The organism is Afifella sp. H1R (genome assembly GCF_021462425.1).
Lineage (GTDB): Bacteria > Pseudomonadota > Alphaproteobacteria > Rhizobiales > Afifellaceae > Afifella > Afifella aestuarii.
Genome location: NZ_JAKEDY010000001.1, coordinates 2,293,848 through 2,309,524, shown reverse-complemented (window position 1 = coordinate 2,309,524; position 15,677 = coordinate 2,293,848). Strand labels below are relative to the sequence as shown.

Annotated in this window: 14 protein-coding genes and 1 pseudogene; 6 read left to right on the top strand and 9 right to left on the bottom strand. The window is 62.9% G+C overall.

The window, feature by feature from the left end:
* The first annotated feature begins 131 nt into the window (after positions 1–131).
* The 3 genes and pseudogenes from L0F51_RS10970 (at position 132) to L0F51_RS10960 (ending at position 3,055) form a co-directional block, all read left to right on the top strand.
* Positions 132–1,142, top strand: a complete 1,011-nt coding sequence (locus tag L0F51_RS10970; protein ID WP_255701307.1) for an aldo/keto reductase — start codon at positions 132–134, stop codon at positions 1,140–1,142.
* A gap of 195 nt (positions 1,143–1,337) precedes the next feature.
* Positions 1,338–1,844 (top strand): annotated as a pseudogene (locus L0F51_RS10965) (methylenetetrahydrofolate reductase C-terminal domain-containing protein); the annotation flags it as partial.
* A gap of 122 nt (positions 1,845–1,966) precedes the next feature.
* On the top strand, positions 1,967–3,055 hold the full coding sequence (locus L0F51_RS10960) for a methylenetetrahydrofolate reductase (RefSeq protein ID WP_234629160.1): 1,089 nt from the start codon (positions 1,967–1,969) through the stop codon (positions 3,053–3,055).
* Positions 3,056–3,160: 105 nt separating this feature from the next.
* Here L0F51_RS10960 and L0F51_RS10955 read toward each other — a convergent pair whose 3' ends face one another.
* From L0F51_RS10955 to L0F51_RS10930, 6 genes are all read right to left on the bottom strand, one after another.
* On the bottom strand, positions 3,161–4,021 hold the full coding sequence (locus L0F51_RS10955; protein WP_128290888.1) for an RNA polymerase factor sigma-32: 861 nt from the start codon (positions 4,019–4,021) through the stop codon (positions 3,161–3,163).
* A 161-nt stretch (positions 4,022–4,182) separates the two neighbouring features.
* The gene (locus L0F51_RS10950; RefSeq protein ID WP_128290889.1) at positions 4,183–4,746 is read right to left on the bottom strand and encodes a CarD family transcriptional regulator; all 564 of its coding nucleotides are present in this window, start codon (positions 4,744–4,746) and stop codon (positions 4,183–4,185) included.
* A gap of 310 nt (positions 4,747–5,056) precedes the next feature.
* The gene (gene fdxA, locus L0F51_RS10945) at positions 5,057–5,395 is read right to left on the bottom strand and encodes a ferredoxin FdxA (protein ID WP_092814553.1); all 339 of its coding nucleotides are present in this window, start codon (positions 5,393–5,395) and stop codon (positions 5,057–5,059) included.
* A 134-nt stretch (positions 5,396–5,529) separates the two neighbouring features.
* Complete coding sequence (locus tag L0F51_RS10940; RefSeq protein ID WP_234629159.1) at positions 5,530–5,943, bottom strand: RNA-binding S4 domain-containing protein; 414 nt, start codon at positions 5,941–5,943, stop codon at positions 5,530–5,532.
* Positions 5,944–5,973: 30 nt separating this feature from the next.
* Positions 5,974–9,189, bottom strand: a complete 3,216-nt coding sequence (locus L0F51_RS10935) for a helicase-related protein (RefSeq protein ID WP_234629158.1) — start codon at positions 9,187–9,189, stop codon at positions 5,974–5,976.
* A 448-nt stretch (positions 9,190–9,637) separates the two neighbouring features.
* Positions 9,638–10,456: a DUF3108 domain-containing protein gene (locus L0F51_RS10930; protein ID WP_234629157.1), complete on the bottom strand. Its 819-nt coding sequence runs from the start codon at positions 10,454–10,456 to the stop codon at positions 9,638–9,640.
* A 233-nt stretch (positions 10,457–10,689) separates the two neighbouring features.
* Here L0F51_RS10930 and rpmB point away from each other — a divergent pair, with 233 nt between their 5' ends.
* Entirely contained in the window at positions 10,690–10,992 is a 303-nt protein-coding gene (gene rpmB, locus L0F51_RS10925; RefSeq protein WP_092814541.1) for a 50S ribosomal protein L28, read from the top strand.
* 58 nt (positions 10,993–11,050) lie between these two features.
* Positions 11,051–11,659 (top strand): VUT family protein, encoded by a 609-nt coding sequence (locus tag L0F51_RS10920; RefSeq protein WP_234629410.1) that lies wholly within the window; start codon positions 11,051–11,053, stop codon positions 11,657–11,659.
* A 91-nt stretch (positions 11,660–11,750) separates the two neighbouring features.
* On the opposite strand, the gene cobT is transcribed toward L0F51_RS10920, so the two are convergent.
* The 3 genes from cobT to L0F51_RS10905 all read right to left on the bottom strand — a co-directional run bounded on the left by cobT (position 11,751) and on the right by L0F51_RS10905 (position 15,329).
* Complete coding sequence (gene cobT / locus L0F51_RS10915; RefSeq protein WP_234629156.1) at positions 11,751–13,637, bottom strand: cobaltochelatase subunit CobT; 1,887 nt, start codon at positions 13,635–13,637, stop codon at positions 11,751–11,753.
* 15 nt (positions 13,638–13,652) lie between these two features.
* Entirely contained in the window at positions 13,653–14,639 is a 987-nt protein-coding gene (cobS, locus tag L0F51_RS10910) for a cobaltochelatase subunit CobS (RefSeq protein ID WP_234629155.1), read from the bottom strand.
* Between the two features lie 63 nt (positions 14,640–14,702).
* Complete coding sequence (locus L0F51_RS10905) at positions 14,703–15,329, bottom strand: J domain-containing protein (protein ID WP_234629154.1); 627 nt, start codon at positions 15,327–15,329, stop codon at positions 14,703–14,705.
* 74 nt (positions 15,330–15,403) lie between these two features.
* Between L0F51_RS10905 and L0F51_RS10900 the strand changes: the two genes are divergently transcribed.
* Positions 15,404–15,676, top strand: a complete 273-nt coding sequence (locus L0F51_RS10900) for a BolA family transcriptional regulator (protein WP_234629153.1) — start codon at positions 15,404–15,406, stop codon at positions 15,674–15,676.
* Position 15,677 lies beyond the last annotated feature (1 nt).

The window sequence follows — 15,677 nt, the reverse complement described above, 5'->3', positions numbered from 1 at the left end:
CTCAAGTTCGTCGTGTCTCGTCCGTCGGACATCTAAAAAAATATAGTTTGGGATTTGCTGCCTGCATAATGAAACAAAAATCGTTTATCTTGTTGTCTGCGAGAATTGATTAGCCAAAGGATCATCTGCGTATGCAGCAGAGAAAGCTTGGGCGCTATTCCGTATCGGCCGTTGGTCTTGGCTGTATGAGCATTTCGCACGCCTACGGGACGCCGTTGGCGCGCGCGGATGCTGAACGTCTCCTCAATCAAGCCCTGGAGTGTGGATATAGTCTCCTGGACACCGCGGTGATCTACGGATACGGGGCCAATGAATCGCTGATCGGCGAGGCTCTCAATGGCCGGCGAGACGAGTTTGTGCTCGCCAGCAAATGCGGCATCTTCCGTGCCGATGACGGGACTCGTGTAATCGACAATCGTCCCGAGAGGTTGAAGCGCGCCTGCGAAGACAGCCTGAAGCGCCTCCAGACGGATGTCATCGATCTCTATTATTTGCACCGTTGGGACAAGGTGGTGCCAATTGAAGAGAGTGTGGGCGCGCTCTCGGAACTCGTCCAGGAAGGGAAGATCAAGGCGATCGGTCTGTCCGAAGTCTCGGTGCCCACTCTGGTGCGCGCGCATGCGGTGCATCCGATTTCTGCGGTTCAAAGCGAGTATTCGCTTTTCACCCGCAACCCGGAAATCGCCATGCTGGCAGCCTGCCGACAACTCGACATTACGTTTATTGCCTTTTCGCCTCTCGCGCGCGGCCTTTTGAGCGGCCAGCTGCGCGATCCTGCGAAACTTAAGCCCGGGGATTTGCGCCGCAACATGCCGAGATTCCAGGGGGCCAATTTCGTTGCCAATATGCAGCTCATCGACGGTCTCAAGGAGATTGCCGACGACGCCGGCTGCACGATGGCGCAGGTGGCTCTGGCGTGGCTTCTCGCCAAGGGCGACGACATCATCCCGATCCCGGGCACGACCTCGAGGGCGCATCTTCGGGAGAATGCCGAGGCGGGCGATATCGTCCTGCCTGCCGGAGCGCTTCCACGCCTCGATGCCCTGATCAACGAGAAGACCGTGCGCGGTGCGCGTTACAGCGCCGCCGTCCAAAGTGAGATCGACACCGAGGAATTCGGCGTCTCATGTGGAGCGCCCTGAGGCTGCCGGATAATTGCGTGCGGTGGCTGGCCGAAGAGTTCCTCGCACGTGCAGTCTTTGGAGGACGTGTGTGTTTCGTCGTTCGGTGGCGGCCGTGCTTCGGCGGCCGAGGCGGCGCAAACGAAACCGCTGCGTGACGCGGACGGCCAAGTCCAACGTCCTCATTCCAGGCACAAAGGGAAAGCCGGAGCCGCCGTGGCGCTCTCGGCCGTCATGCTTCGGGGGCAGGAGGGCAGGGATCCTATGTACCGGCTGCGCTTATGGTCCGTGCGCCATTCCAGGGGTCTGGAGCGGCTCTACAAGTGGGTCGAGGGCACGATGGTGGCACTTGACCCGCTCTTCTCTCGGCTCGGTTACGACCGCGTCGAGCGTCCGATCGCCTTCGTCGAGCGCAACGTCAAAGGCCTCCTCTTCGATTGCGAGATGTGCGGCCAGTGCGTGTTGTCGTCGACAGGCATGTCCTGCCCGATGAACTGCCCCAAGCAGCTTCGAAATGGCCCCTGCGGCGGTGTCAGGCCAGGGGGCTTTTGCGAGGTGCGGCCATGGATGCGCTGCGTCTGGGTGGACGCCTGGAGCGGGGCGCAGACAATGCGCAACGGGGCTTGGATCGAAGAGGTCCTGCCGCCGGTCGATCGCAGTCTCAAGGGCTCGTCCTCCTGGCTCCGCGTGGCGCGCGAGAAAGCGGCTGCACGGCGGGCCGCGCCGGTGCGAAGCAGGGCGCGCGCCATCGTCGCCCGCGCCTTTTCCGGCGCCAGGCGCAATGAGCCCGCCTCCGCACCGCTTGCCGAGGAGCCGTCGAGCGCCGTCAATCAGGAGGCGCAGCGGTGAGCGGGTCGAGCGAATTCACCCATCCATTCCAGGCTTACGAGGCGCCGCCGCCTGGGCATTCCTCCGGAAGCCGGTTGGAGCGCGTCCTCCGACAAGGCCGTTTTGCCGTGACGGCCGAATTGAACCCACCGGATTCCGCCAATGCGGAGGATGTGTTCGAGGCGGCGCGGCCTCTTGCGGAGGTCGTCGATGCCATCAACGCGACCGATGCGTCCGGCGCCAATTGTCATATGTCGTCGATCGGCATCTGCTCGCTTCTGACCCGGGCCGGCTATGGCACGATCTATCAGATCTCCTGCCGGGATCGGAACCGGATCGCCATCCAGGGCGATGTCCTCGGGGCTGCGGCGATGGGGGTCAGAAATGTCCTCTGCCTGACCGGGGACGGCGTCGGGGTGGGGGATCAGCCCGGGGCGAAGCCGGTTTTCGACCTCGATTCCATCTCGCTCTTGCGGGCGCTCAAGACGATGCGGGATGAGGGGGCTTTTTTGTCGGGTCGCAAGATCAGCAGCCCGCCGCATCTCTTCCTAGGAGCGGCGGAAAACCCCTGTGTGCCGCCGCTCGAATGGCGCCCGGAGCGGTTGCGCAAAAAGATCGAGGCCGGGGCGGAATATATCCAGACCAACTATATCTTCGACATGCCGGTCTTCGAGGCCTTCATGGCGCGTGTGCGCGATCTCGGTCTCGACAAGAAGGTGTTCATCCTCGCTGGCGTCGGTCCGCTTGCTTCCGCGAAAGCGGCGCGCTGGATGCGCTCCAACGTCCCTGGCATCCATATCCCTGATCATGTCATCGAGCGCCTGGAGAAGGCCGAGAAGCCCGGCGAAGAGGGCAAGCGTCTGGCGATCGAGCTCATTCAGCAGATCCGGGAGATCAAGGGTGTCGCCGGGGTGCATGTCATGGCCTATCGCCGCGAACATCAGGTTTCCGAGATCATTCTGGAATCCGGCGTTCTGAAGGGGCGGAGACCCGAAGGGTCGAGGCGGGCAAGGACAATTCCCGGCTCCAGGTCAGGCCGAGAGACGGGAGAAGAAGGGTCCGCGGCCTCGATGGAGACACGGCCATCCGACGACGGGGCGCGCTGAAAGCCTGCAACGGCCCGGGGCATCGCTCTGTCGACTGCGGCCGTTCCGAATACGAAACGGGCGCAGTCTTGCGACTGCGCCCGTCATCTCGTCGCCGCGCGCCCTTCAGGCGAGCGTGATGCGATTGTCTTCCGTCAGCGCCGTGCGCAGCTTCTCCAAGGCACGGCTTTCGATCTGGCGCACGCGCTCTTTGGAAATGCCGAGTTCCTGACCCAACGCTTCGAGTGTTGCGCCGTCTTCTTCGAGACGGCGTCGGCGGACGATCTTCAGTTCGCGCTCGTTCAGCACACTCAAGGCCGAATAGAGCCAGCCCGACCAGCGCTCTGAATCGATATAGTTGCCCACCGTCTCGTCCTGGAGAGGGGCGTCCGAGGCGATGAAATCCTGCCGATCGGCGCTGGATCCGTCGGATTCGATGATCGGCGCGTTGAGGGAGGTATCCGGGCCGGAAAGCCTGGAATCCATCAAGGCAACATCGTTGGTGGACACGCCGATCGCCTGCGCTATCTCGTTGTACATCTCCGGTGCATTGATCATCTCGGAGCCGCGGGAGAGGCGAGCTCTGAGACGTCGGAGATTGAAGAAGAGCGATTTCTGCGCCGACGAGGTTCCGCCGCGCACAATCGACCAGTTGCGCAGGATGTGATCCTGAATGGAGGCGCGGATCCACCAGGTCGCGTAGGTGGAAAAGCGCACTTCCCGTTCGGGCTCAAAGCGAGCCGCAGCTTCCAGGAGCCCGACATGGCCTTCCTGGATGAGATCGTTCATGGACAGCCCGAAATGCCGGAAGCGTGCTGCGATCGAAATGACCAATCGCATATGGGCCGAGGTGAGGCGATGCAGTGCCTGCTGGTCCCGTTTTTCCTTCCACGCGACCGCGAGTTCGCGCTCTTCGTCCCGTTCAAGATAGGGGGCCTTCATGGCCGCCCGGACTATCTGGCGTCGTGAGTTGCTGGAATCGTTCATGCCAACCTTCCCGCCTGTGTGAAACTCTGCCCGTCTGCGTCCCTTCCCTGTAACACTTCTAAACACCGTTTTGTTTCCGCTGAAACAGAAAAACCCGACCTGCCGGTCGGGTTCCCTGTTCACAAAAGCGTTTTTGGCCCTAAATGGGCCGCGCCCCGGATTTAAGCGGCTTCTTCGCGCGCCTCATCCTCTTCCTGAGCGCGCTTGCGCTTGGGGCTCGCCTCGATCATTTTTTCGATCTTGCGCTGTGCTTCCGTCTCGGAGGTCTTCTCCACGGCGGCCACTTCGCGCGCCATCCGATCGATCGCCGCTTCGTAGAGCTGGCGCTCGGAATAGGACGGCTCCGGCTGCGCCTCGGAGCGATAGAGATCGCGAACGACCTCCGAAATGGCGATGAGGTCGCCGGAATTGATCTTGGCTTCGTATTCCTGCGCGCGGCGGCTCCACATGGTGCGCTTGACGCGGGCGCGTCCGCAGACCGTGTCCAGGGCCTTGGCGACGGTCGGTTCGTCAGCAAGCTTGCGCATGCCGACAGAAGCCGCCTTGGCGACAGGGACGCGCAACGTCATCTTATCCTTGTCGAAGTCGATGACGAACAATTCGAGGCTCATTCCGGCAACTTCCTGCGTCTCCACATCGACGATGCGGCCGACGCCGTGGGCCGGATAAACAATGCTCTCGTTCGTACGAAAACCCTGACGCTTCAACGTCTTCTTTGTTGTCATACGCGTGCGACTCCTGAGTTCGGAAAAGGCAGCTTCGCCGGGGGCGTGGTGCCGAGGGCGCTTTAGTCTGCGCGGGGGACCTTTCTGACGACACAGGGCTGACGACACAAAGTTTACCGCTGCCTCTGGCAGCGGCTATCATCCTGTCGTTATTCCATGCCGGAATTATGAGATCGGAACACGAGCACGTCCGATCTTCCGAACATAGTTCAAAAGGGCGTAGAAATCAAGGATTTGTTGCACGCGCACGGCAAACGTGCGCGGGGGCGGGGTGCCTCCGCGCCGTCAGGTGCAGAATTGGGCGGCCGGCTTAGTCGCCTTCACCGGCTTCCGGCGAGAAGTACTTCTCGAGCTTGTTTTCCTCGCCATCGTGTTCCTTGGAGTCGGGCAAAGGATCACGCTTCATGGTGAGGTTCGGCCATTTCTCCGCGTATTCGGCGTTGAGCGTCAGCCACTTCTCCAACCCCGGCTCGGTATCGGGGCGGATCGCATCGGCCGGGCATTCCGGCTCGCACACACCGCAATCGATGCACTCGTCAGGGTGGATGACGAGCATCGTCTCGCCTTCGTAAAAACAGTCGACCGGGCACACCTCGACGCAATCGGTATATTTGCACCGGATGCAATTGTCGGTCACGACGTAGGTCATTCTCTACTCCGCGTCAGCGCTTGCGTTCGGGGCCTAATGGCTTTTCGGCAAGGGTGCAAGGGTGTGCGGCCAACCCAGACATGCAGCCGCAGGCGCTTTAATAATGAGCGTGCCCGGAGAGTTAGCAGCGCCCGTCAGTTCCGCCGCTTCATCGCAATGAGCGCTCGCCGTTCGCGTGGGCTCGGGCGGTGCTGGGGGGCGGGCGGAGGCGCATCGTCGGGCGCTGGGGCCGTTTCAACGGAGGAGGTCTCAACGCTCGCGCCGACGTCACGGTAAAGCGTCGTCGCGACCGAAAAAGAGCCGCGGCGCTCGCTGAAGCCAAGCGCTTCCACGACCTTCACACCGCCGGGCAGAGCGAGGGTGAGAACGTCGCCGACGCGCACCAGACGGCTCGCCTGATCGACCTTCTGCCGGTTGATGCGCGCATGCCCGTCGCTGATGAATTTCTGCGCGGCGGAGCGTGTCCGCACGAAGCGCGCGTGCCAGAGCCAGCGGTCGAGCCGCTGCGCCTCTGTTGTGCCCGCTTCGTCCGCCGACGCTTTCGCCAATCGCGCTCCCTTTCGGCCTTTCCGGCTCTCCTACTTGTCGGAGGAGCCGAGCTTCTCCTTCAGCGCGGCAAGGGCCGCGAACGGGCTGTCGGGATCGGCCCGCTTTTCCCGTTCCTGCCTCTGGGGACGCTGGGGCGGACGCTTGGGTAGCCCCTGCTCGCCGCGGTGGCGGAACTTGCCCTTTTTGTGCTGCGGTTTGGACGGGGCCGGGCCGTGCGGGGCCGCCGCCGCTTCCCCGCCCTCGGTTGCCGGCTTCTGGGCGCCGCCGCGGCCTGTGGCTCGGCGTGGAGAGCGCTTCGCCTTGCTGGGCCGACGCTCCTCGCGCCGGGGCATGCCGCCATAGCGCCAGATCTCCAAAAAGGCCGGCTCGGCCTTTTCTTCGGTCTCGGGCTGTTCTTCGGCCACGGGCTGTGCCTCGCCTGTCCCCTCGGAGGAAGCGTCCGCATTCGTGGCGCCGGTCGTTTCCGCGAGTTGCTCCGCTGTGGGTTCCGTCTCGGGCGCAGGTGCTGCGTCTTCCGGTGCGAGCGGGCTCGCCGCGCCTTCGTCGGCGACCATGCCGGCGTCAGATCCTGCCCCGGTTGCGACTTCGCTCCCCTCCAGGGGCGTTTCTTCGCGGGGGGCTTCTGCGACTTCGGCGCATTCTGTGTGCGCGGCTACCTCTGCATCGGTGGCTGCGACGGGCGCTTCGGTTTCTGCCGCCTCGGCGGTCGCGGCCACGTCCTGGCCGTCCGCTGCTGTGGCGGCTTCCGCTTTTTGAGCTGACTCTTCCGTTGCAGGCGTCTGCGGCAAGGGGCGCCGCTCGACGCGGTAGCCGAGGCCGTTCAGGATGACACCCATATCTTCGCCCGAGGCGCCGAGGAGAGACGTCATCGCGGACGTGACGGTGAAACCGCCGCCTTCCTCGATCGCGCCTGCGGGCGGTTCGATCTCACGGCCAGGCCGCCAGGTGAGGGCGGGACGGATGAGATCGGCCAATCGCTCGAGAATATCGATGCGCACGGCGCGACGCCCGAAGATGCGGTAGCCGAACCGGTGGTAAATGGCCGGATCGATCTCTGGGTCGACGTTGACGGAGGTGCGGCCGGAAGCCGAGACGGAGGCCACCTCGGCGATGCTGTCGCGGTCGTCGCGGCCTTTGTGCAGAGCTTCGAGCTCCGCCAGCAGAGTTGCCGGCGCCGGCTTCAGCAGCATCGGCAGATAAATATGGTAGGCGCCGAAGCGGACGCCGTGGCGCCTCAGACCGGCACGGGCGTCCTGGTCGAGCGAGCGGACTTCTTCGAGCACGTCGCGGCGGTCCAGAATGCCGAGCTTTTCCTTCAGCTGATAGGCGATGCCGCGGGCCAGACCGGAGAGACTCTCATCGGCTTCCAGTTCGAGAAGCGGTTTCAGATGCGTGCCGATCTGATTGGACAACCAGACGGTCAGCCGGGCCTCGACTTTCTCGCGGCTTGGGCCCGTGAGCTGCTCGTCAGCAAGGAGCAGGATCCGCGGCTTCAAAGGTTCAGCTTCGGCAATCAAACGCGCCACGGGTTCGCCGTGCCAGCGGATGATCGCGCCGGACGTCAGCAAGAATCCCGCATCGTCTGAACGGGACAGACGCTCAGCCCGCTCGGCGACCGCCGTGCCCAGCGCCTTCGCTGCCGCTGTGCGAACCGTTTTTGCATCCGACCCCTCCGCCTTGGCGTCGGGTGTGAAGCGAAAGCCGATCAGCGTGCCGACATGCTCGCCCTCCACCAGCACGTCGCCCCCCGGGGTGATCTCGGCCTCAAGCATTGTATTCTCCTTCAACCGGCGCATCAGAACGCTAGTTCGCCGATCGACAAAGCGTTTTGTAAGCCTGTCGTGAAGTGCGTCAGATAGCCTATCCTCAACGCGCTTCGTCTCTTCGCGCCAATAAGTCGGGTCGGCAAGCCAGTCCGGCTGATTGGCCACAAAGGTCCACGTACGAATTTCTGCGATGCGCGCCGACAATGTGTCGATGTCGCCATCGGTGCGGTCGGCCCGCTTCACCTGCGGCGCAAGCCAGTCGGGTGGAACAGAGCCTTTGTCCATAAGAAAAGTGAAGATCGAACCGATCAGTCCGGCATGCTGAGCAGGCGCAATGCGTCGATAATCAGGCAGCCGGCAGATATCCCACAAACGCTCCACGGCCTTCGGGTGCGTCAGTCGGTCGGTGATGTCGTCATCGCGCACCAGAAGCTCAAGCGCGACCTGGTCCGCCGCTGGCGGCGATTTCGTCAAAAAAGGATGCTTCGGTGCCTGTTCCAGCGAGGCGCGCAGGGCTTCGTGGGACGAGAAATCGAGCCGGTCGTTGCGCCATTGCAGCACCCGAACCCCTTCGAAACGGTGGCTTTCCAGCGCTTCCACCAGGGGCGGCTCGAAGGGAGAGACCGTCCCCGTCACGCCGAATGTCCCGTCGCGCATGTAACGCCCGGCGCGCCCGGCGATCTGGCCGAGTTCGGCGGCCGTCAGGGGGCGGTGCTGGTACCCGTCGAACTTGCGGGCCGATGCGAAGGCGACATGATCGACATCGAGATTGAGGCCCATGCCGATCGCGTCGGTGGCGACCAGAAAATCGACATCGCCTGATTGATAAAGCTCCACCTGACGATTGCGCGTGCGTGGCGAAAGGGCGCCGAGAACGGCTGCCGCACCGCCGCGCTGGCGGCGCATCAGCTCGCCGATCGCATAGACCTCGTCGGCCGAGAAGGCGACGATCGCGGAGCGTTCCGGCAGGCGTGTCAGCTTCTTCTGCCCAGCATAAGCGAGGACCGACATGCGCGGGCGTGTGACGATATGCGCGCCCGGCAGAAGGCCTTCGATGACGCCGCGCATCGTCGATGCGCCCAGCAGCAAGGTTTCCTGGCTGCCGCGCAGCGACAGGATTCGGTCGGTGAAGACGTGACCGCGTTCGAGATCGGCGGCGAGCTGAATCTCGTCGATGGCCGCAAAGGCGGCATCCGTGTTGCGCGGCATCGCCTCCACGGTGGAGACCCAATAGCGCGGTTCCGCCGGGACGATCTTTTCCTCGCCGGTGACGAGGGCCACCTTGTCGGCGCCGGCGCGCTGCGCGACGCGGCTATAGACCTCCCGCGCCAGAAGCCTGAGCGGCAGGCCGATGATGCCGGTCTCGTGACCGAGCATGCGCTCGATGGCGAGATGCGTCTTGCCGGTATTGGTGGGGCCGAGCACCGCTGTGACGTTGCGGGCGCTCCACTGCCGTGGATTGTCGGATGTCACATTCATCAGGCGATGGCGAAAACCGTTGGGACGAGTTCGAATGCGCGAGCGCGGCTTGACTTAATGGTTCCGGCCCGACTCGAACGACTCTTGAACAAAAGCGGATCGAATCGACGACTCGTCCGGATTCAGGATTCGTTCCACGGGCTCGACCTTGAAGCTCACAAGCGTGTTAGCGAGAGCTGGTGACATATGCGGTCGGGGCCTTGAAACAAGGTTAGCAAAAAGCAAACGCCCGCCCGCCGCAGGACGGCAGCTGGTTCAAGCATAGGCCGTTTTGACGAACGAATCGCCGACGAATCGGCAGGTTCAACAAGTTCAACTTCCGTTCTCTCCACATATGGGGGATAGCGTCCGCAGAGCGCAAGATCTGCGGGCCACCGTGCGGCCATGCGCCCTCAATGATCAAGGGGGCAAAGGCGCTTCTTAACGATTTCGTCTCAAAACGGGACATTCACCGCACATTGAGGCGGTCGGCCGTGGCTGTGAGAACGCCCAATTCCGTTCGCACCCGCATCTTTACGGGGATCGCTAGTCCCACCGTCTCGATCGGCGCGAGCCAGACTTCCATGTCCTTGTTTGCTGCCATGAAGCGCTCGCTCTTCTTGTGCGCGCGATGGCCGGCGATGGGAACATAGCGAACGGCACAGACGACGACCGGGCCGGAATAGCTCTTGCTGCCGCCGTTGTAACGCTCGGTGCGCGCAAAGCGCATCGTGATATCGAAGCGCTTGTTGTTCTCGAAGACCGGCGTTCGTTCTTCGCACAGGTCCTTTCCCCGTCGGCCGGCGATCGGCATCACGAGCGCGCTCAAAGGATCGATCACACCTGTCTTGTGCTCCGGTCTCAACGGCACGCGATCGGCATATTCTTTGGGAGGCTTGTCGGCTTTGAAACGAAGATCGCTCACACGACCATTGGCGAAGGAGAGCGACAAATCCTCAGCCTCTCCATCTTCCACCCAATGGCGATGATAGCTCTGCGCCTCTGGGGCATCCGTGAGGGTGCCGGTGGCTTCGGCATTGACGCGCGCATCGGAGAAAAGCCGGCTGAAGCCGGTTGCCTTCGCGTATCCTTCCGCATGATAGCTGCGTTTGTCGACGCTCAGACTGGCCTTCACCTTGCCGACCGGGACACCCATGAGAGAGGCGCCGTAGCGCACCGTCAGTGTGGTCGCGGCAGCCGGTGGGGCGGAAAGTGCCGCACCCGCCAGCATGGTGAGGCCTGCGACCATCGGCAGGAAGAAGGCGCTTCGAGTGTGCGGATGCCGCATTGGCGGAAGCTCCATTTTGGTGGCGGGGCACCCTTGTCTTCCGCCTAAGGACGAAAGCCGGCCTTTTTCGGGCCTGTATTTCGGGTTTATACCAGCCCCGCTGTGGCTGATGACTTGACCCTTGCGGCCACACTCCTTATAGGAGCGCTTTCGAAAAACCGGGCTTGAAGTGCCGTCCCGGCTGCGTCATGCGCAGGACGGTCCGCCCTCCAGATCAGATCATGAGGTTCTCCATGGCGCGCCGTTGCGAGCTGACCGGCAAGGCCGTCCTGACCGGCAACAATGTGAGCCACGCCAACAACAAGTCCCGGCGTCGGTTCCTTCCCAATCTGTGCAATGTGTCGCTGATGAGCGATGCGCTCGGGCGCGCTGTGCGGATGCGCATCTCTGCTGCCGCTCTGCGCAGTGTGGAGCATCGTGGCGGGCTCGACGCTTTCCTTCTCAAGGCGCAGGCCGACGAGCTGTCGCCGAAGGCGAAGCTTCTGAAGCGCGAGATCGCCAAGAAGGCGGCCAGCGCCGACGCGGCTGCGGCCTGATTTGACGGCCATCTTCCCGACGCACCGGAGACGTGGTTTTCTGACCGCGGTCGCCGCCATGGCTGCGGTCGTGGTGGCGTCGAACATTCTCGTTCAGTACCCGGTGCAGGGGCATATCGGCGGTTACAACCTGGCCGATCTTCTGACGTGGGGCGCGTTCACCTATCCGCTCGCGTTCCTCGTCAATGATATGACCAACCGCACCTTCGGACCGCAGGCGGCCCGTCGGGTCGTGTTCGTCGGTTTCCTTCTGGCTGTCATCGTTTCCACCGTTCTTGCCACGCCGCGGATCGCGGTCGCCTCGGGCTCGGCTTTTCTCGCCGCTCAGATGATGGATGTCGGTATCTTTCATCACCTGCGGGCCGGGCGCTGGTGGCGCGCGCCTGTGGTGTCGAGCCTTATCGGCTCCGCCCTCGATACGGTGATCTTCTTTTCGCTCGCCTTCGCCGCGGTCTTCGGGATTCTCGGTGCAAACGATGCGTTCGCGATCGAGACGGCGCCCCTCTTCGGCGCCATTCCTCTGATCGAGGTGCCGCGCTGGGTGTCCTGGGCGCTCGGCGATTTTTCCGTGAAGCTTCTGATCGCGGCTCTGGCGCTCGTTCCCTACGGTTTCCTCATCCGTATGGTGACGCCGTGGCAGCCGCACACCGGTATCGCGCGCGGCTGACACGGATCGGGCCGGGGCTCTGGCAGAATGCGGATCAAGCGGGCGAGGCCCGCTTTTTTTGTCTCTGGCGTTTTCGAAGCTCTGAGCCGCGTTACGCGGCGCGATTGCGGCGCATTCGCGGGGGCCGCGTGACGCCGGGAATGTCTGCTTCAAACAGCTCCGCGAGCTTTTCCGTCATGGCGCCGGCAAGCTCCTCTGCATCCACGATCGTGACGGCACGCTTGTAATAGCGCGTCACGTCGTGGCCGATGCCGATCGCCATAAGCTCAACCGGCGAGCGGTTCTCGATCTCGTCGATGACGTGGCGGAGATGCTTTTCGAGGTAATTGCCGGAATTGACCGAGAGCGTGGAATCGTCGACCGGCGCGCCGTCGGAAATCACCATCATGATGCGCCTCTGTTCCGACCTTGCCAGAAGCCGCTGATGCGCCCAATCGAGCGCCTCGCCGTCGATATTCTCCTTCAACAGCCCTTCGCGCATCATCAGTCCGAGATTGCGCCTTGAGCGCCGCCAGGGCGCGTCGGCGCTTTTGTAGATGATGTGGCGGAGATCGTTGAGACGGCCGGGATGCGGCGGCTTGCCGGCGCGCAGCCATTCTTCGCGCGCCTGACCACCTTTCCATGCCCTCGTCGTAAAGCCCAGGATCTCGACACGGACACCGCAGCGTTCGAGCGTGCGGGCGAGAACGTCGGCGCAGATCGCGGCAACCGTAATCGGGCGCCCGCGCATGGAGCCGGAATTGTCGAGAAGCAAAGTCACCACGGTGTCGCGAAATTCCGTGTCACGCTCCTGTTTGAAAGACAGAGAGGCGAACGGATCTGTGACAACGCGCGACAGTCTTGCGGGATCGAGCACGCCTTCTTCCAGATCGAAGTCCCAGGCACGGTTCTGCTGCGCCAGAAGCCGCCGCTGCAGCCGATTGGCGAGGCGAGCAACGGCGCCTGCCAGGCTCACCAGCTGCTTGTCGAGATAAGAGCGCAAACGATCGAGCTCTTCGGGCGGGCAGAGATCCTGCGCGGCCACCACCTCGTCGTGTTTTGTGGTGTAGACGTTGTAATCGCTGACCGGGGTGTTCTGACCGTAAAAGTCCGGCCGGCGTCCATCGGCAAAGGGGTCGGTCTCGGCCGAATCCTCAGCCTCCAGAAACTCTTCGGTCGTCTGCTCGGTGCGCTCGCTCTCGGAGACCTCGTCGTCGTCCTCGCCGGAAGCCTCCGTCTCTTGCGGCTCGGCGGAGGCGTCGTTGTCGTCGTCGGCTTCGCCGCGCGCTCCTTCGCTCGTGTCGGAGGTCTCGTCGCTGTCGTCTCCGCCGTCATCCTCCTCGCTTTCGCCGTCCTGACCCGCCTCGCTGCCCATGTCGAGGGAAGCGAGCAGATCGCGGAGTGCGCGGGCAAAGGCGTTCTGGTCGGAAATCGATTGCGACAGCCGGTCGAGTTCGGCGCTGGACCGCTCCTCGATGAAGTCGCGCCACAGCTCGACGACCTTTTCCGCGCTTTTCGGCGGCGCCTGACCGGTGAGCCGCTCGCGCATCAGCAGAGCGAGCGCATCTTCCAGTGGCGCGTCGGCACGGTCGCGGATCTCTTCATACTGGCCGCGGTGGTATTTGTCCTCCAGCATCGCGGAGAGGTTTTCACGCACGCCCGTCATGCGCCGCGCGCCGATCGCCTCGCAGCGGGCCTGTTCCACGGCATCGAAGATTGCTCGCGCCTGCTCACCTTGCGGCGCAAAGCGACGGTGCATTTTGTCGTCATGGCAGGCGAGGCGAAGCGCCATGGCATCGCCGAGCCCTCGGGTGATGGCGATGTCTTTGGCGCTCATGCGCCGGGCGGGCTCGGGCAGGCGCACGCGGTGGCCGAGAAGCTGCGGCCGATCGGACGCGAAGACGACCTCGAGTTCGCGGTCGCCGGCCACCGCCTTCACACAGGACGACAGAGCCCGCTTGAACGGGTCTGTCGGAGTTTCCTTGTTGCGTCCGCTCATGCCGTGTGCCGCGCCTCAGCTCAGAACCAGGTTGGCTGCCGATTCCGGCAGCTCCTTGCCGAAACAGCGCTGATAGAATTCGGCCACAAGCGGCTGCTCGAGCTCATCGCATTTGTTGAGGAAGGTGACGCGGAAGGCGAAGCCCAAATCTGAGAAGATCTCGGCATTCTCCGCCCAGGTGATCACCGTCCGCGGGCTCATGACTGTCGACAGATCGCCGTTGACAAAAGCGTTGCGGGTCATATCCGCGACACGCACCATCCGGCTTGCCTGGTCGCGGCCTTCCGGATTGCGCAGATGCGCAACCTTCGAGAGAACGATGTCGACCTCGTTGTCGTGCGGCAGATAATTGAGCGTGGTGACGATCGACCAGCGGTCCATCTGACCCTGATTGATCTGTTGCGTGCCGTGATAAAGGCCCGACGTGTCGCCAAGCCCGACCGTGTTGGCGGTCGCAAAAAGACGGAACGCTGGATGCGGACGGATGACCCGGTTCTGGTCGAGAAGCGTCAGACGACCGGAAACCTCCAGCACGCGCTGAATGACGAACATCACGTCCGGCCGGCCTGCATCGTATTCATCGAAGACGAGGGCGGTGTTGGTCTGGATCGCCCAGGGCAGGATGCCGTCACGAAATTCGGTCACCTGCATACCGTCGCGCACGACGATTGCGTCCTTGCCGACGAGATCGATGCGGCTGATGTGGCTGTCGAGATTGACGCGCACGCACGGCCAGTTGAGGCGCGCTGCGACCTGTTCGATATGCGTCGACTTGCCGGTACCGTGATAGCCCGTGACCATCACACGGCGGTTATGGGCAAACCCCGCAAGGATCGCCAAGGTCGTCTCGCGGTCAAAAAGATAATCCTCGTCGAGATCGGGGACGTGCGGATCACCCTGCGAAAAGGCCGGGACTTCGAGGTCTGAATCGATGCCGAAGACCTGCCTGACCGACACCTTCATATCGGGGACGGCGGGGGTGTTCTCGACGGCTTCCTGCATGACAAATTCCTTCTTTCGGCGCCGTATGCGCCGGCTCTTTTCACGGCGTCAGAGAACCCTGATCTAGCAGAAACCGACGCTCTTCAAATAGCTGTAGGCCTGGATAATTTCCCGGAGTTTCTCCTCCAGAGAACGGTCGCCGCCATTGGCGTCGGGGTGATGGCGCTTCACGAGCGTCTTGTACCGGGCCTTTACTTCGTCGGGGCCAGCGGTCTCGTCAAGGCCCAGAGTCGCCAGCGACTTCCTCTCCATGTTGCGCACGGTGCGGCGGGTCGGCTCTTCGGACGGGCGGCTTCTGAAGCCCTCGCCGAAAAGATGGAACGGGTCGTCGGTCTTGCCGGTAAAGCCGTATTTGGCGCGTCCTCCGGGCCGTGGGCCCTCATCTGAGCGCGCGTTGGAGCCCATCCGCCAGGTCGGCCTGTGGCCGATGATCGATTCCTTCTGAAAGGATTGGACGTCGGTGTCGTCGAGCCCGGCGAAATAATTGTACGATTTGTTGTAGGCGCGCACGTGCTCCAGGCAGAACCAAAAATACTCGCCTTCTGCGTCGCGTCCCTTGGGTGCGCGATGCGTCGCGGGCGCATTGCAGCCTTCGGCTTCGCAGACGCGCGTCGCCCTTTCTTCCTGCTTGGGCTTCTTCGTTCCCTTGCGGGTTCTAATCTTGTCGAACAGGTCCGATTCAAGCTTCATGGAATCAATATGCCCGCCCCGGCGGGCCCTCTCAAGCCGTACCTCAACGCCAATCAGACAGAACCGGAGGAACGATGAGCGTTCGTGAAAAAATGGAAGACAAACTTAATGGTGCCCTTTCCCCCGAGGAGCTGACCATTACCGATGAATCGCATCTTCATGCCGGTCATGGTGGCGCGCATCCTGAGGGTGAGAGCCACTTCCGCATCCATATTGTGTCTGCGGCCTTCGAAGGGAAGAGCCGCGTTGAACGCCATCGCATGATCAATGAGATCCTGGCTGAAGAGCTGAAGGCCAGAGTGCACGCGCTGGCCGTAAGGGCGTATGCGCCGGGCGAAGGCCGGTAGA

What these genes read in the sequence shown, in the direction of transcription:
- L0F51_RS10970 (WP_255701307.1), top strand. Translation starts at nt 132, where the DNA reads ATGCAGCAGAGAAAGCTTGGGCGCTATTCCGTATCGGCCGTTGGTCTT.
- L0F51_RS10950 (WP_128290889.1), bottom strand. Translation starts at nt 4,746, where the DNA reads ATGACAACAAAGAAGACGTTGAAGCGTCAGGGTTTTCGTACGAACGAG.
- L0F51_RS10900 (WP_234629153.1), top strand. Translation starts at nt 15,404, where the DNA reads ATGAGCGTTCGTGAAAAAATGGAAGACAAACTTAATGGTGCCCTTTCC.
- fdxA (WP_092814553.1), bottom strand. Translation starts at nt 5,395, where the DNA reads ATGACCTACGTCGTGACCGACAATTGCATCCGGTGCAAATATACCGAT.
- L0F51_RS10905 (WP_234629154.1), bottom strand. Translation starts at nt 15,329, where the DNA reads ATGAAGCTTGAATCGGACCTGTTCGACAAGATTAGAACCCGCAAGGGA.
- cobT (WP_234629156.1), bottom strand. Translation starts at nt 13,637, where the DNA reads ATGAGCGGACGCAACAAGGAAACTCCGACAGACCCGTTCAAGCGGGCT.
- L0F51_RS10935 (WP_234629158.1), bottom strand. Translation starts at nt 9,189, where the DNA reads ATGAATGTGACATCCGACAATCCACGGCAGTGGAGCGCCCGCAACGTC.
- rpmB (WP_092814541.1), top strand. Translation starts at nt 10,690, where the DNA reads ATGGCGCGCCGTTGCGAGCTGACCGGCAAGGCCGTCCTGACCGGCAAC.
- cobS (WP_234629155.1), bottom strand. Translation starts at nt 14,639, where the DNA reads ATGCAGGAAGCCGTCGAGAACACCCCCGCCGTCCCCGATATGAAGGTG.
- L0F51_RS10955 (WP_128290888.1), bottom strand. Translation starts at nt 4,021, where the DNA reads ATGAACGATTCCAGCAACTCACGACGCCAGATAGTCCGGGCGGCCATG.
- L0F51_RS10920 (WP_234629410.1), top strand. Translation starts at nt 11,051, where the DNA reads ATGGCTGCGGTCGTGGTGGCGTCGAACATTCTCGTTCAGTACCCGGTG.
- L0F51_RS10930 (WP_234629157.1), bottom strand. Translation starts at nt 10,456, where the DNA reads ATGCGGCATCCGCACACTCGAAGCGCCTTCTTCCTGCCGATGGTCGCA.